Origin of the sequence: Borreliella lanei (assembly GCF_014205895.1) — a bacterium.
Lineage (GTDB): Bacteria > Spirochaetota > Spirochaetia > Borreliales > Borreliaceae > Borreliella > Borreliella lanei.
The window spans coordinates 229595-247016 of record NZ_JACHFC010000001.1; the positions used below are offsets into that span (position 1 = coordinate 229595).

At 26.1% G+C, this 17422-nt stretch carries 10 protein-coding genes and 1 tRNA gene; 7 read left to right on the top strand and 4 right to left on the bottom strand.

Annotated elements, in window-relative coordinates; translation table 11 throughout:
* Positions 1-19 precede the first annotated feature (19 nt).
* Positions 20-1066, top strand: a complete 1047-nt coding sequence (locus HNQ06_RS01060; protein WP_184107074.1) for an ABC transporter substrate-binding protein — start codon at positions 20-22, stop codon at positions 1064-1066.
* 48 nt (positions 1067-1114) lie between these two features.
* Here HNQ06_RS01060 and HNQ06_RS01065 read toward each other — a convergent pair whose 3' ends face one another.
* The 3 genes from HNQ06_RS01065 to zwf all read right to left on the bottom strand — a co-directional run bounded on the left by HNQ06_RS01065 (position 1115) and on the right by zwf (position 5671).
* Entirely contained in the window at positions 1115-2515 is a 1401-nt protein-coding gene (locus tag HNQ06_RS01065; protein WP_184107076.1) for a Na+/H+ antiporter NhaC family protein, read from the bottom strand.
* Between the two features lie 64 nt (positions 2516-2579).
* Positions 2580-3926 carry a Na+/H+ antiporter NhaC family protein gene (locus HNQ06_RS01070; protein WP_184107078.1) on the bottom strand — a complete coding sequence of 449 codons (1347 nt, stop codon included), beginning with the start codon at positions 3924-3926 and terminating at the stop codon, positions 2580-2582.
* Between the two features lie 308 nt (positions 3927-4234).
* Positions 4235-5671 carry a glucose-6-phosphate dehydrogenase gene (gene zwf / locus HNQ06_RS01075; protein WP_184107080.1) on the bottom strand — a complete coding sequence of 479 codons (1437 nt, stop codon included), beginning with the start codon at positions 5669-5671 and terminating at the stop codon, positions 4235-4237.
* A gap of 128 nt (positions 5672-5799) precedes the next feature.
* Here zwf and HNQ06_RS01080 point away from each other — a divergent pair, with 128 nt between their 5' ends.
* The 6 genes from HNQ06_RS01080 (at position 5800) to HNQ06_RS01105 (ending at position 16420) form a co-directional block, all read left to right on the top strand.
* Positions 5800-7245, top strand: a complete 1446-nt coding sequence (locus HNQ06_RS01080; RefSeq protein WP_184107082.1) for a nicotinate phosphoribosyltransferase — start codon at positions 5800-5802, stop codon at positions 7243-7245.
* 3 nt (positions 7246-7248) lie between these two features.
* On the top strand, positions 7249-10488 hold the full coding sequence (locus HNQ06_RS01085; RefSeq protein WP_184107084.1) for a PD-(D/E)XK nuclease family protein: 3240 nt from the start codon (positions 7249-7251) through the stop codon (positions 10486-10488).
* A gap of 5 nt (positions 10489-10493) precedes the next feature.
* On the top strand, positions 10494-14003 hold the full coding sequence (gene recB, locus HNQ06_RS01090; protein WP_184107086.1) for an exodeoxyribonuclease V subunit beta: 3510 nt from the start codon (positions 10494-10496) through the stop codon (positions 14001-14003).
* Entirely contained in the window at positions 14000-15835 is a 1836-nt protein-coding gene (gene recD, locus HNQ06_RS01095) for an exodeoxyribonuclease V subunit alpha (protein ID WP_184107088.1), read from the top strand. The genes recB and recD overlap by 4 nt, the downstream gene beginning before the upstream one ends.
* 37 nt (positions 15836-15872) lie before the next feature.
* Positions 15873-15946, top strand: a tRNA-Asp gene (locus tag HNQ06_RS01100).
* 153 nt (positions 15947-16099) lie between these two features.
* Complete coding sequence (locus HNQ06_RS01105) at positions 16100-16420, top strand: hypothetical protein (RefSeq protein ID WP_184107090.1); 321 nt, start codon at positions 16100-16102, stop codon at positions 16418-16420.
* Positions 16421-16497: 77 nt separating this feature from the next.
* Here the strand turns inward: HNQ06_RS01105 and pfkB are convergent, their stop codons facing one another.
* Complete coding sequence (pfkB, locus tag HNQ06_RS01110) at positions 16498-17421, bottom strand: 1-phosphofructokinase (RefSeq protein ID WP_184107092.1); 924 nt, start codon at positions 17419-17421, stop codon at positions 16498-16500.
* Position 17422: the final 1 nt, after the last annotated feature.

The window sequence follows — 17422 nt, forward strand, 5'->3', positions numbered from 1 at the left end:
AATAAAAAAAGGAGTACTTATGAAAAAAATTTTTATATTAATAGCAATTCTTACAACTTTTACTTGCACCAACAAAGACACAATAACTTTAAACGTATTTAATTGGGCAGAATACATTGACGAAACTTTGCTAGATCAATTTGAAAAGGAAAACAATATAAAAATTAATTATGAAATCTTTCACAACAATGAAGAAATGATGGCTAAATTTAACAACACAAGGAATTACTACGATATAATAGTCCCATCAGAATATTTAATCCAAGAATTAATCGATGAAGGCAAAATTGAAAAATTAGATTACTCAAAATTGCCAAATGTAACAAAAAATATTACCCAAAATCTTACAAACTTGGAACATGATCCTGGCAATCTTTATTCAGTGCCAGCCTACTGGGGATTAATGGGCATACTTTATAATAAAACCAAAATAGATTTAAATGACATGCAAGGTTTTGACATATTATTTAATGAAAAATATAAAAAAGAGATTACAATGCTAGATTCCCCCAAAGACAATATTGGAGTTGCTTTAAAAAAACTTGGATACTCAATAAATGAACATGATACAGATAAAATTAAAGAAGCTGGGGAACTTTTAAAAATCCAAAATCCACTATTAATCGGATATTTCTCAGATGTGCCTGCAAAATCATTAATGCTAAATGGAGAAGCATCTATTCAACTCACATGGAGCGGCGAAGCACAAAACGCTATGCTAAAAGACAAAAACTTAGATTTTTATGCACCGGAAAACACCAATCTATGGATAGACGCATTTGTAATTCCTATTGATGCTCCAAATAAAAACCTGGCTTACAAATTCATAAACTTTTTATACGAAAATGAACCATCTTATAAAAATTTCAAAGAAACTAGATATAATTCTCCAAACAAAAACGTAATAAAAAGAATAGAAGAAGAGGTAAAAAATAACCCCGAAATGAAATTATATTTAGAAGAAAAATTTTTACCAAAAGATTTTTCCAAATTTGAAATTTTTAAAAAAATACCTAAAAAAATAAAAGAAGAAATCCTTAAAATATATTTAAATCTATCTTCTTGAATATTTAAATTCAAAAAAAAACTTAAAAGCCTTTAAAATTTAAAGCTTTTAAGTTTTGTGACTATTTTTTAAAAAAGCTTTAAACACTAATTTTATATCAAGTCCAATTATAGACAAAGCAATTAATAAGATCAAAAATCCTTGATAAATTAAAAATGGAAAAATGTCAAAAGGAGAAAGCTTGCCTTTTGTAAAATCTATAAGAGCTATAACATGCATACTATGGGGCAAAATACTTAAAAAAAAGCACGAAGACATACAAAGTAAAGCTGCAATACGCTTTGAATTTAAATTATTCTCCTTAGTTATTGACCTTACAACAGAACCGCTCATTAAAATAGCAAGCCCATTATTTGCAAGAAACATGGTCAAAATGCCAACTAAAACAACAATGACAAATTCCGAAGTTCTTTTAGACTTTGACATTTTTTGTAATTTTAAGAGTAACCAATCAAACCCCCCATACTTAATTGTCATATAAGAAATTCCTCCTGTAGAAACAACAAGAATAAACATTTCACCTAGACCTAAAAATCCTTCATTGATTTTTTTAGCCAGCAACAAAAAAGTAATATCTGAGTAATAAATTCCAATAATACCAGCAACAACAATGCCCAAAAACAAGGCTAAAAATACATCAAAACCTGAAATTGCAACAACCATAACAAAAATATATGGGATAATTTTAAAAAAATTTATCTCACCAGGCTCAATAACAAAGCTATTAGTCTTGCAATAATAAGAACCTAAAAATGCAAAAGCAATGCTCGCTAAAATTGCTGCTGGAAACGTATAAAAAGCCCCATTTTTGAAAACATCAATAATATTAACCTTTTGAGTATGACTTGAAATAATAGGAGTATCTGATATTAAAGACATATTGTCTCCAAATGCACCAGCGCTAAGAATAGTACCGGCAATCAATGGAAGAGGGATGTTTACCTTATCTGCGAGCTCCAAAGCAATAGGAGCAACAGCAACAACGGTTCCCATAAAACTTCCAGTAGAAAAAGATAAAAAAAGAGTAATTAAAAAAATGCCACATACTATCAAATTTAAGGGAACATATTTAAGACCGATATTTACTACAGCATCAACACTTCCTATTTCTTTACAAACAGCAGAAAAAGCACCGGATAACATAAATATTAAAGATATAAAAATAACATCTTGCTGAGCACACCCCTCAATGAATTTATTCATTTTTGCTAAAAAAGATCCTCTAAAAATAATAAATGTCAAAACAATAGCAAAAAACATAGCAACTACGGGGGGCATTTGATAAAATGCCCTTTCTACACCATTAAAATAAAGAACAAGTCCTGTGCCAATATAAATCCCTATGAAAAGAAAAAAAGGCATAAGTCCCCAAAAATTTGGAACCACATTGGTTTCTCTTTCTAACTTCAAATCTCTTTCCAATTTTAACCCTCCTAAATCATATAACATAATTAAGAACAATTTATTCTAAATAAAATCAAAAAAAATTAAACAATGCAAATCTTAAAAATTTTTATTTTTTTAAAAAAAATAAAAAAACTTTTTTTATATCAAGACCCAAAATAGATAAAATAACAAAAAACAATAAAAACCCAAAATAAACTAAAAATGGCAAAACACTAATTGGCGACACAAGTCCATTTGAAAAGTTCACTAAAATAAGCATTTGAGCACCATAAGGAATAATGCCTTGAAAAATACAAGAGAACATATCTAAAATAGAAGCACTTCTTTGAACACTGATGTTATTTTCAAAAGCTATCTTTTTTACTACTTTGCCGCAAATAAGTATGGCAATTGTATTATTAGCAAGAAAAACATCAACTATTGAAACAAAAGCCCCAATAGATAATTCCGCTGAACTTTTTCCTCTAATCAAAGATTTTAATTTAATAAGTAGCCATTTAAAACCTCCATTATGAATCACAACAAAAGAAACTCCCCCTGTTAAAATTGAGAGAAAAATTAAATCTGCCATATTTAAAAATCCTTTATTAATGTTTTTTATTATATCTAGAAAGTATAAATTACTATACAAAAAACCAATAAGACATATAGAAAAAATGCCTAAAAAAAGAACTATAAAAACATTCATTCCAGCCAAAGAAAAAAATATAATTATTATATAAGGCACAGTTTTCACCAAATCTATTATTGAACCTTCATGTAAAAAGTTTGTGGCATTAGGCAAATTTTCAGAAAGAAAGAAAAAAGAAAAAAAAGTTAGTACAGCAGATGGAAAAGCATAAAAACTGCTACTAATAAAAACATCTAAGATGCTGCTACCTTGAGTTCGACTAGAAACAATAGTTGTATCTGATATTAAAGAAAGATTATCCCCAAACATAGCTCCACACATTACAGATGCTGCTATTAAATTTGGATTAATACTACTTTTAACAGCAATATTAAAAGCAATAGGAGCAATTGCAACAATAGCTCCAACAGAAGTACCAGCAGAAAAAGAAAGAAAGCAGGTTACAAAAAATATACCAGGAACAATCCAATTAGGATTAATATATTTAATTCCCAAATTTGCTACAGTTTCAACGCAGCCTATTTCTTTACAAAGAGAGGAAAAAGCTCCCGAAAGCATAAAAATAAGACACATTAGTATAATATCGTACTGAGCAGCTCCTTTAATAAATATGTGAATTTTGTCGGAAAATTTTCCTTTAAACACCAAAAAACAAACAATGGAGGCAAAAAACATTGCAACACTAGCTGGCAGTTGATAAAAGGCCATTTCTACACCGATAACCCCCAAATAAATCCCCGTACCTAAATACATAATAATAAAAACAAAAAAAGGAATAAGCCCAAAAAAATTTGGCTGCCTTCTTGCTTCAACATTTTCCATATGCATCCTTTAAATATAAGCATTGTTTTTCTAAACAAAATTACTTATATTTTTTAATAATAACGCAAATTATTAATCGATTCATAAATTTACAATCAAATCAAGAACAAAAATCTCTAATTCTATAAAAATATTAAAAAAGAAAAATAAAATTTATCAAAAACTTTACTACTAAGTCGCAAGAAATAAAAATCTGGGGACGCTAATTATAAATAAAACAAGCATTAAAAAAACAGGAATAAATTATATAAAAAATTTTATCTCATTTATTTATCTATTTATCAAATATCTTTAAAAAAACTAGAAAATTAAATTTTACGCCAAAAATGATCTTTTTCTAAAATAGAGTCTATCTCTTTTGGTCCTTCAGAACCATAAAAATAATTACAAATTTCAATATCTGCCCATTTATTTGCAATATCTGAAACAAATTCCCAAGAACTTTCGATCTCATCACTTGTCGCATACAAAGTACCATCTCCTAAAAAAGCATCTAACAATAAACGCTCATAAGCCTCATCAAACAATCTTTTAAATGTCCCGTGATATGAAAATTCCATATTAGCAGTTTGAATTTCATAATTATATCCGGGTTTTTTGGTATTGAATTTAATTTCAATTCCATCCCTTGGTTGAATCCTAAATATTAAAGCATTGGAAAAATCAACAGAACTATTGTTAAAAAGAGTAAAACTTGGTTTTTTGAATTGAATATATATTTCTGAAAATTTCCTAGCAAGACCTTTGCCAGTTCTAAGATAAAAAGGAACACCGGACCAACGCCAATTATTAATAAACACTTTCATAGCTAAATAAGTTTCGGTATTTGAATTTCCCAAAAATTCTGTTTCATCTTTATAGCCTTTTTTAAAAACCCCTTGAACTTGTGAGCCTATATATTGACCCTTAACAATGCAATTCTTAATATCTTCTTTGCTAATTTTCCTTAAACTTTTTAAAACTTTTACTTTTTCATCATGAATAAACTGAGAATCAAACTTAATAGGAGACTCCATTGCAACAAGGCTTAACAATTGTAAAATATGATTTTGAACCATATCTTTCAAAGCTCCAACAGAATCGTAATACTCTACTCTTCCATCAAGACCCAATTCTTCTGCTACCGTAATCTGAACAAAATCTACATAACGATTATTCCAAATATTTTCAAAAATAGAATTGCCGAATCTAAATGTAAAAATATTTTGAACCGTCTCTTTACCTAAATAGTGATCTATTCTATAAATTTGATCTTCTTTAAAAGCAGAATAAAGCAAACTATTTAATTTTTTTGCTGTCTCAAGGCTAGAGCCAAAAGGCTTTTCAAGAACTATTTTTGACAAAGTCAATCTTTCACTTAAAAAATACTTTTTCAAATGATTAATTATGGGCCCATAAAATGTAGGGGACGTCGAAAGATAATATATCGTTTCTCGACTTTTATCCAAAAATTTAAATAAATTTTGATAAGGCTCCTTTTCATTAAAATCACCAAATACATAAACAAAAAAATTTAAAAAAACCTCAATTAAAGAATCGGTCTCTTCCTGCCATAAAGAATCTTTAATATACAATCTAAATTCTTTATCTGTAAAAATTTTACGAGAAAAACCAATAACCCTAAAATTGCTAATACATTTATTTTTAAATAAATTAAAAAGTGAAGGAATAAGCTTTTTTCTAGACAAATTCCCAGTAACTCCAAAAATTACAATATCAAAATTAGAAACACTTCTTTCTTTCATCGAATTTAGTCCAATCTGGTCAATTTATTATATATCACAAAAAACATATTCTAAAGATTAACAAGCAAAAATTAAGCTCAAATTAAATATCATTTTTTTATAAACAAAACTAGTATATAATAAGGAGAATGAAAAATCTATCACTATTTACAGATTTTTATGAAATTTCAATGATGAATGCTTATTTTACAAAAGGCATTAATCCTAAGGCAAAATTTGAAGTATTTTTTAGAAAAACACCGTTTAAAAATGGCTATATTGTTTTAGCTGGAATGCACACATTAATTAATGAATTAAAAAATATTCATTTTGGAGAAAATGAACTCAAATATTTAAAAAGCTTTAATATGTTAGATAAACAATTTTTAAACTTTCTAGGAGAATTGAAACTAAATGTAAAAATAAGCTCAATAGAAGAAGGTCGCCTGGTTTTCCCCCATACTCCAGTAGTTGTGATTGAGGGGTACTTAATAGAATTACTATTAATAGAAGGGCTAGTTTTAAATATAATAAACTTTGAAAGTTTAATAGCAACAAAAACCGCTAGAATAAAAGAATCTGGTGCAAAAATTTTAGCAGAATTTGGATTAAGAAGAGCGCAAGGAATAAATGGGGCGCTATCTGCCAGCAAAGCTGCCTACATAGGGGGAGCAGACTTTACAAGCAATATGCTTGCTGGATATAAATACAATATACCAGTCACAGGAACAATGGCTCATAGTTGGATAATGAGCTTTGAAACCGAAGAGCAAGCATTCAGAGAATATGTAAAAACATATCCAAATAAAGTAAGCTTGCTAATTGATACTTACGACACACTCAACAGCGGATTAAAAAATGCTATTAAAATATTTAAGGAAATAAAACAAAAGGAACAAAATAATTTTTCAATAAGAATTGATAGTGGGGACCTTGAATATTTAAGTAAAGCAGCAAGAAAAGAATTAAACGAAAATGGATTAAATCATGTAAAAATTATTGCGTCTAATGAGCTTGACGAAAATATTATCATGTACTTAAATTCAATAAATGCTCCAATTGATATTTGGGGCGTTGGAACAAATCTGGTTACAGCAAAAGGAGATCCAAGTCTTTCAGGAGTATATAAAATGATCTCTATAGAAAAAAATGGAAAATTTATACCAAAAATAAAAATATCAAATAACGCAGAAAAATCAACATTACCTGATGAAAAAGAAGTTGCAAGAATCTATTTAAATGGCCAGATGATCCTTGATTTTATATTTTTAAAAGAAGAAAAAGATAAAATCAAAAACCATCTAAATTCAAAAAAAGAATTTACTGTTTTTCATCCAACACAAGATAACATTTTCAAAATCATCAAACAATATGACGATTTTGAATTTCTAATTCACACTGTCTTAGAAAATGGAAAGCTTTGCAAAGGCCATGAGTCTAGCTTAAACAATATTAGAAATAAAACAAGACTTGACTTGAACAAACTTGAGCATACATACAGAAGAATAATTAATCCCCACATATATAAAGTAAGTATCAGTAAAAACTTAAGAAAGTTAAAAAACAAGCTCATAAAAGATAGCAAAAACAATTAATATATGTATATATATAAAACCAACAAAGTAAATAAAATTTATAATAAAATCAAAGAATTAACTCAAAACGACGATATCTTTAAAAAAGAAACGCTCATTATAGTAAAAAACGATCTCTTGAGAGAAGAAATTAAAAAAACTATAGCAAAACTAAATGAGATTTCTTATAATCTAAATATTAAAAAAAATGCCGTAAAAAGCATATATGAAATTTCTTTAAAAAATCCTAATATAAAAAAATACATAGAAGAGAACACTTTTTCATTTTACTTGGAAACAGAAAAATTCATTTTATATAACATATTAAAAACTGAAAAACTAAAATACATAAAAGATTTCAAATCAACAAAGAATAGATACTTTTTTGCATCAAAAATAATAGATTTATTCCATCATTATTACTCAAAATTTTCAAAATTAATTGAAACTTGGGAAGACAATGGATTTTTATTCCAAGAAGAAAATTTAAAACCCTACGAGAATATGCAAAAAGAACTATTTAAAAAACTCTTTGAAAAGCAAAAAAGTATTTTAAATTTACATAAAAAAATAATTCGGGTAAAACCAACAAAAAATATAGAAATTGAAATTAAAAAAATAATATTTATTGGCAATAATAGAGAGATTGAGAAAAAAATTCTTAACTCTTTAGAAAAAATTTTTGATTTTAAAGTTTATGTGTTAATTTTTGAAGATTTACTCAACTATGAATCTACCCTTGTTACAAATTTATTGTTAACAAAAACAAAAATCAACCCAATAAAATATCAAGCTTTAGAAAAAGTAGATATTGAATTATTTAAAGGTAAAAATTTTTTAACAAGCATTAAAAATAACATCATAGCAAAAACTCCAATTTCAAAATTAGACGATAGCTTTAAAATAATAGAAGCTAAAAATCAAAAACGCGAAGTAGAAATTTTGACAAATCAAATAGTACACTCAATGCAAAAAAATAACTTAAAATTAAGCGACATAGCAATAACTTGTTTGCAAGAAAAATTTAATGAATATTTGCCATATATAGAAGAATGCCTAAATAAATATGAAATCGAATATAGTGTTTTATGTTATAACAATTTGTCAAGAGGAGAAAGCATAATAGCCTTAAAAAGGCTAATGGATCTTTTTATATCAAAAAATGGAACAATTAGCAATTTCAGTAGAAAAGAAATATTTGACCTGCTAAGTAACAACAAAGTAATGAAAAAATTTAATATATCAACATCTGAATTAAACTATTTAATAGAATTTAGCGATGCGATGAACATTAGTTTTGGCGCAAACAACACTCATAAAGAAAATCTAAACTATGATCAAAACTTTTTAAACTCGTGGGAAGATGGATTTAATCGATTTTTAATGTCTGAAATATTTGACGAAAAATATGAAGGGGAAACTCAAAAAGAAGGCATAAGATTTCAAGATCAAGAATCAATAATAAAGCTTATGACAATAGTAAAAAGTTTGTACGAAGATATAAACTATTTTAAAAATAAAGTATATAAAGTATATGAATGGGCAGAAATAATAGAAATTTTTATTCAAAAATACATTGATCTTGAAGAATTTAATACAACTGATGAATATTTACAAAATAAGATAAAATCCTTTAAAAATTTTCCCAAAGATTTAAATGACAATCTTTACAAAAACTATTTAAAAGAAATTAATGAAATAAAAATTGAATTTTATCTTTTTAAGATTATGTTAGAAGAAAGTCTTGAAAAAGAAAAATACGGAGTAATGTATAAAAAAAATGGAATATTGATTGCCAATTACAAAGAAATAGAATATCTTCAAAAAAAAGAAATTCATTTTTTGGGATTTCAAAAGTTCAACTCTAAGATAAATTATGATAATATGAATTTATTAAATGAATACTATGAACATGAAAATGCCGAAAAAGAGGCAATCTCAGCTCTTTTTAATTTGATTTTTGCAACATCAGAAAAGTTTTACCTTTACTGTTCATTTCAAGACAACTTAAGCCCAGAAATTAATACATCAAAAACAATAAACAAAATACTTGAACACATACAAAAATATGAAAAAAATTTTCAAATAGAAAAGCATCCAAATGAAAACCACGACCTAGCATATTTTAAAGATACAAAAGAGAATTATTTAATAAACTATGATCTAGAAGCCTTTAATATCGCAAAAATACTACAAAATTCTAAACCAATTAAGTTCAAGCAAAATAAAATTAAACTAGAAAGCCCAATTAAACTAAATTTATACGAATTAAAAAACGCACTTTCTAACCCTTACAAACATTTTTATGAAAAAACTTTAAACGTTAAAATACAAGACATAAGGTTAGAAAATGAAATCAAAGAAAAACAAGAAGAACAAATTTTCAGTGTTATTGAAATTATTTACAGACTTATAAAAAATTCAACGCTGCTGCATGAATACATAACGGGGAAAAAAGATGATACAAAAAAAGCAATAGAAATTATTAAAAACCACATTGGATATGAAGTACAACAAGGAAGCATTCCCTTCAACATAGATCAAAAAACGACTGTAAATGAAATCTTTAAAAAAATAAATAAATTAAAATACAATGTTACTGAAAGCTTAAAAAAGCTCTCAGTAATGACAAAAAGTAAAATTAAATTTTGCAAAACAATAAAACTAAATTTTCAAAAGAAAAATATAGAATTTGAATTAAAAAAAGATATTGAGAATGTGTATAAAGTCGAAAACGATTATTTTTATTTAAACTTTGTAAAAAAAGACTATTGCAGCATCCCAGATAAAATAAAAAATGAAATAGATTTATATATAACAGGACTGCTAATAAAAAAAGAAATACAAAACTTCAATTCATTAACAGAAGTAAAAATTGATCTTGAAAGCTTAACTGCAAAAACAACTAATTGTTATCACCATAAAGAAATAATAATTGAGGACATTGAAAATATGCTTATGCAATTTGCATACATATCAAGCTATCCAACTCCAATTTATCAAAGCTTGATAATTAAAATTTTAACAAAAATAAATCAAAATAATTTTTCAAATTGTTTTAAGAATTTCATAAAAATGCAGATAAAAAATCCTTCCAAAGCTTATTTCACAAGCAAAGCACACGAAAGATTTTTAAAAACTAGCGAAATAACACTCTGCGATTACTATAACAGATTTAAAGACACTCATGATTTAAAGTTAGACGAAAATTTATTAATATTGATAGAAAAATTTTACATTAAATTCGTAAGGACAAAAAATTAAAATTCATGGATAAAATCCTAGAAAAAATTCAAAATAACACAACAATATTAATAGAGGCCTCCGCGGGCACCGGCAAAACCCACATACTTGAAAATGTGGTTATAAATTTAATAAAAACCAAGCTATACTCCATAAATGAAATTTTAGTATTAACTTTTACAAAAAAAGCTACAGAAGAAATGCACACAAGAATACTAAAATCAATAGAAAATTCTTATTTTAACTCAAAAACAAATGAAATTTTAAAAGAAGCCTATGAGCAATCAAAAAAACTCTTTATATCAACAATCAATAAATTTGCATTACATGCCTTAAATAATTTTCAAATTGAAACAGAAAATTATTCCAAATACAAACCTAAAGAAACATTTTCAAAAGAAATAGATGAAATAGTTTATGACTTTTTAAGAAAATCAGATAGCTTGATTCAAACTCTTGATATTAAAGACTATGAACTTAAAGTATTTAAATCTGATGCTAAAAAAACAGAAGAAATTGTTTTAAAAATAAAAAAAGCTTACGAAAGAGATACAACTCAAGAGCTTGGAGATTGGCTTAAAACTCAAAAGTCATTTGAAAACATTCTTCTTAAAAAAGAAGAGCTGATCAAAGATTACAACAAAATAATAGAAGATTTAGATAAAATGACAAAAGATGAAATATTAAGCTTTTATAATAAACATATTAAAACTGGTAAACTTGAAATAGAATACTCTAAAGAAAACGACATATTCAAAATAGCAGAAACATTATTAAAAAATAAATTTTTTTCAACTCTAATAGAAAAAGAAACTAAAAAAAATACTAAATTATTGCCTCAAGAACTTAAGATTAAAAATGATTTAATCTGCTTAGGAATTAATATTAAACATGAAAAATATAAAACAGAAGACAATAGAAATAAAAATAGAAACAATTTAAAGCAATATGTTATTTTAAAAGTTGAATACAAAATACTAAAGTATATAGAAAAAGAACTAGAGAAAGCTATTAAATCAACAAACACAATAGATCAAAATTACATAATTTCAAATTTAAAAAATTACTTAAAATCAGAAGACAAAAAGCTTCTAAATGCAATTAAAAATCGATACAAAATCATTTTAATTGATGAGGCACAAGATTTAAGCTTAACGCAAATCGAGATATTTAAAATATTAAAAACAGCGGGAATAAAATTGATATACATAGGTGATCCCAAACAGATAATATATTCCTTTAGAAAAGCAGATATTTCATTTTATAACAAAGAAATAAAAAATAAAACTAACACGGACGCTAGAATTATACTAAAAATAAATCACAGGTCAAGTAAAAAACTCATCAGACCTTTAAATAAAATTTTTAATAATATATACAATAATGCAATAACCGATGAAATTGAAAAAATTGAATTTACCAATTCACTTCCAAATCAACAAAACGACAATAATAAAATTTTCATCAACGGACAAGAAATAGAAGGGATCAATATAATAACCACAAATACAGAAAACGAAGAAGACATTTACCAAAAAACAGCATTAACAATAAAATATTTGCTTGCATATGGAAAAATTGCTGATAACAATCAAATTAGAAATATTAAAATGCAAGACATTAAAGTGCTTTGCAGAGGAAAAAATGAAATCAATTTAATAGATAAAGCATTAAAAAAAGAGCAAATCCAAACAAACAAAACTCAAGAAAAATTTTTAAAAACCAAAGAATTTAGCGAAATTTTCTATATTATTAAATGCTTAGACCGAAAACAAAGTTTTAAAACCCTAAATTATATTCTAAGCAGTAAAATATTAAATGTGCCGTGGAATTTGCAAAGAATTTTAATAAAACAAGACAAAATTCAGCTTATAGAAGAATTTATTGAAAATATAACAGTTTTGCTTGAAAAAAATGAAATAACATTAATAAATGCAATTAACAAAATCTTATTTGAAAAAGACTTATGGATCAAAATTGCAAATGACACCAAAGATCAAAAAATTATTGAATGGGCAAAAAATAAAATAAATTACAAAGGCCTTCTAATTAAAGAAGGCAAGCTTGAAAATTTAAAAACCTATGAAACAACACTTGAGATCATCTCCAAAATATATCATAAAGAACAAAACATACAATCTCTAATCTCTACCTTAGAAAGTCTAATAATAAACGAAGAGCCTGAAGAAATAGAAGAAAAAACCAACAATATAAATAATAATAATGAATCTATAGAGCTCATGACAATACACAAATCAAAAGGGCTTAGCATGAATATTGTATTCTTAATCAATACAACTCCAATAGAAAATAGCAATTTTCTTTCAAAAAAAAACCAATTTTACAAATTTTATCAAGACGGAAAAATTGAATATGATTTTTTTAAATTGGAAGAAAATAAAAAACACGCAAGACTAAAAATACTAAGCGAAGAAAAAAATATATTTTATGTGGGAGCAACAAGAGCTAAATTTGCTCTTTTTATTACAAAAATAAATAGCATAACTAGCAAATTATTAGAAATAGCAAAAATTTTTACTATTGATAATATCAAACATGACTTTAACATAAATGAATTTATTGGCCAAAAGAGATTCAATAAAAAAAAAGACAATATAAATGTAAATACAAAATTAATTCCACCAAAACCAATAATTAAAAACATGTTTAAAAAAGAATATACATCTAGTTTTTCAAGCTTAACAGCACAAGCTCATCATAAAGCATTTTATGAAAACTATGATTTTAAAAATATTAACTACGAAAAAGAAACAGAACTTGATTACGAGCCTGGATTAGAAGAGACTCTGCCTAAAGGAAAAGATAGTGGAAACATTTTACATGCTGCGATGGAAGAAATAACCTTTAGTACAGCAAAAGATACATTTGATAATTTTAAAAAAAATAACATTGAAATTATTGAAAAACAAATACAAAAAATTAACTCAAATCTTAATACAATAGAAATACGAAATTCATTAACTAAAATGATTTATAACATACTAACTTATAATATAAGAGCAATTAATACTCGTCTGTGCGATATTGAAGAATTACAAAAAGAAATGGAATTTTTAATCAAAATAAATCCTGAATTTCAAAAACAAAAACATCTTTTTGACAAACACTTTGAAGATCTTCATATAAAACTAAATGATGGATATTTAAAAGGAATAGTAGATCTCATATTTAAAGCTAATAATAAAATATATATCCTAGATTACAAAACAAACTATCTTGGAAAAAATAAAGATGATTATAATATAACAAATTTAGAAAACGCAATAAAAAAGGAATATTATGATTTGCAATATAAAATATATGCTCTTGGAATAAAAAAAATATTATTTAAAAACAAAAGAGAATATAATCAAAAATTTGGTGGAATAATATATCTTTTTACAAGAGCATTTAAAGACAATATTGAATGCTTAAAGTCAAAATTTGAAAATGGCATTTATTTTAATCTTCCAAAATTTAACGACGTGGATTTAGATAAAATCATATTAGAATTAAGCATTAAAAGACACTTATGAGAGACTTTTTAGTATTAAGAGAATTTTTAAAAGATAAAAACAAAAAATTCTTAACACCTGAGCTTAAACTTTATGAAATAATTGAACTTTTAAATATCAATAAAAAAAATTGCTATAAAGCACAAACACTTGCAAAGTCCACAAACAATGAAAATATTGTAATATTTTTAATTTTTTTATTTAACTACTTTGATAAAGGTCACCTAAGAGCTGACATAAATCTATTAGCAAAAGATATTCAAAATACAATAATATTCACAAAAGACAACCTAGAAAAAACTAATAAAAGCTTCAACAAATTAATAAAAATACTAAAAGGGCTAGAAACATTTGGAAATCTAGAAACTATTAAAAATATAGTTTTACTTTTAAAGAAAAATAACATACTAATGGAATTTAATAATAAGCTTAAAATTACAACTCCCCTAATCCTGGAAAACAATATCTACATTTATACTCAAAAAAACTACAGAGAAGAAGAAGAGTTAATAAAACAAATTATAAAAAGATTAGAAAACCATAAAAGCGAATTAAATGACAACAAAATACAAAATATAATATCAAATTTAAATACCAATAATTTAAATAAAGAGCAAATTGCATCAGTAAGAAAGGCATTAAAAAGCAACTTCTTTCTATTAAGCGGAGGCCCTGGAACAGGCAAAACTACAACTATTAACTATATCTTAAAAGCAATTAACAAAACATTAAACAATAAAAAAAAGGGTCTAGTAGCAATTGCAGCGCCTACAGGAAAAGCTAGCCTAAGGCTACAAACAAGCATCGACTATTCATTCAAAAATTTAGAAATAGAATGCAATACAATCCAAAAACTATTGGGAATCAAATTCATAAACAAAAAAAATCTATATGATGAAGAAAATCAATTAAATTTTGACGTAATAATAATTGACGAAGCTTCAATGGTAGATGCATATACTTTTTTGAAACTACTAAAAGCAACTCCAATAACCACTAAGTTAATAATGGTGGGAGACAAAAATCAACTCCCATCAGTAAACGAAGGAAATGTATATTCAAGCCTTTTGGGAGTAAAAAAAATAAATAACGATAATGTAGAAGATCTTAAAGAAAATTTCAGAAGCAACAAAGAAATAAATTTGCTATCAAAAGCAATATACAAAGAAGATAGTACTTTGATTTGCAAATACATTAATAACAATAAAAATATTCAACTGAAAGAAATAGAAAAAATAAACTTAAAAAAAGATCTAATAGAATATACAAACAATTTATATAAAAAAATATCCACTTTTAACCTTAAACTACTAAAAGAATCAAAAATTGAAACAATACTTGAAACTTTACTTGAAAATATAATTTTAAGTTCAAAAAATTTTGGCAAATTTGGAACTAAAACACTAAATGACATAATAAAAAATTACCTAAAAAAGACCTATGGAAGCTTTATTGGACAAATAATAATGATAACTAAAACTGACTATAAAAACAAATTATTTAATGGAGAACGAGGTGTTATTTTTAATGAAAATTCTAAATTTTATGCTTTATTCCAAAGAAAAGATGAAAAATATAAAAAAATAAATTTAGATTTACTAACAAATTATGAATTCAGCTTTGCCACAACAATACACAAAAGCCAAGGATCTGAATATAAACATATAAAAGTAATATTAGAAAATAACCCTTTTTTAACAAAAGAACTTATGTATACTGCAATAACAAGAGCCAAGGATAGCTTAGAAATAATTTCCAACGAAGAGACTATTATTAAGCTAAGCAAAAAATCTAGCAAAAGAGATTCAAAAATATTAGAACACGTAAACTCATTTAAAGAAATTGACAAATAAATTAAAAACTACTATAATCTTTTAAAAGAATGGCTTTGGGGGCGTAGTTCAGATGGTTAGAACGCCTGCCTGTCACGCAGGAGGTCGCGGGTTCGAGACCCGTCGCTCCCGATGATGAATTTTACATTTTATCGTGTCAACAGCTTTTCTTAGAGAATCTATTGATACTCTGGCAAATTTTTAATAAAAAAAATTACAAATCTTTAATTTAAAAGTTATAATTTAAGCAATTAAAAAAGATAAAATATATAAGGAGAATGTAAAATGAATCTACAAAAATATCTATTTTTCACTGCTTTGCTATTGATTTCAACATCTGTTTTCGCACAAACCAATACAATAACAAAAGAAAATGTAATTCCAAATGGAAACTTAAGCCAATTTGGAGTAGAAGAGATCTGCCCAATATGCGGGTATGTTAACTGTATTTGCGATGAGCAAACTACAGAAATCGCCGCAAAAATCTCTCAATCAAATACAACAGGCTTTTTTGCAAGCATAGCAGCTATATTTGCATTGCTAATAGTAGCTACAGGATTAGCCCTAACAAAAAAGAAATTATGTAAATCAAAATTAAAAATTTAAGCAAACTAAATACTGTAGCTTTTAAAAAGCTACAGTAAAGTTTCAAAATCACACCCCCCACCAATCTGTTTAAAAAATCAAGAAAGACAAATCTTCTCAATCCTAATATCACAAAGCATCTTTTTAACATCTTGAAATTCGCAAAGATTACCTTTTAATGCCGTAGCTGTACCAGCTGCAACACCAAATTTAAATGAATCTTCTAAAGTACTTTCATTATCAAAAGCATATACAAATCCTGCAATCACAGAGTCTCCTGCTCCAATAGTGCTAACAGAATTAATCTTTGGAACAAAGGCCCTAAAAGCAACATTTTTACTGCTAATAAAAATAGCTCCGTCACTTCCCATGGAAATTATAATGTTTTGAACCCCACTTTCTACAAGATTTTTCCCGATTTTAATTAATTCTTCTATAGAATTAAATTTGGTATTAAAAAGATCCTCAAGTTCATAAATATTGGGCTTTATTAAAAAGGGATTTAATCTAAGAATTTTTCGCAAAGGTTTGCCACTAGTATCAATAATAAGCTTAACATCATTAGAAATACTATTAGCTATTTCATTGTATGCATTCTCACCAAGAGTTGCGGGAACACTTCCAGACATCACCAATATACTATTATTTGTTAAACTTTTAAGTTTATCTTTCAAAAATTCAAATTCATTCTCAGAAATATCTGGAGAATTGGCATTAATTTCTGTTTCTTTGCCCTCTGCTATCATTTTAATATTTAATCTTGTATCATGTTTTATTTTAATAAAATCGTTTTTTATGCCCTTAGAATCAAGAGAAAATCTTATATAATCACCCGTAAAACCTCCCAAAAATCCTAAAGCTGTGCTGGATTTTCCCAAGTTTTTAAGAACAGTGCTTACATTTATTCCCTTACCGCCAGCAAAAAAATTGTTATTTAAAGCATAATTAAGACTTTCTTCCTGAAATTCTTTTAAAACTATTTTATAATCCACAGAAGGATTAAGTGTTAGAGTATATATCAAG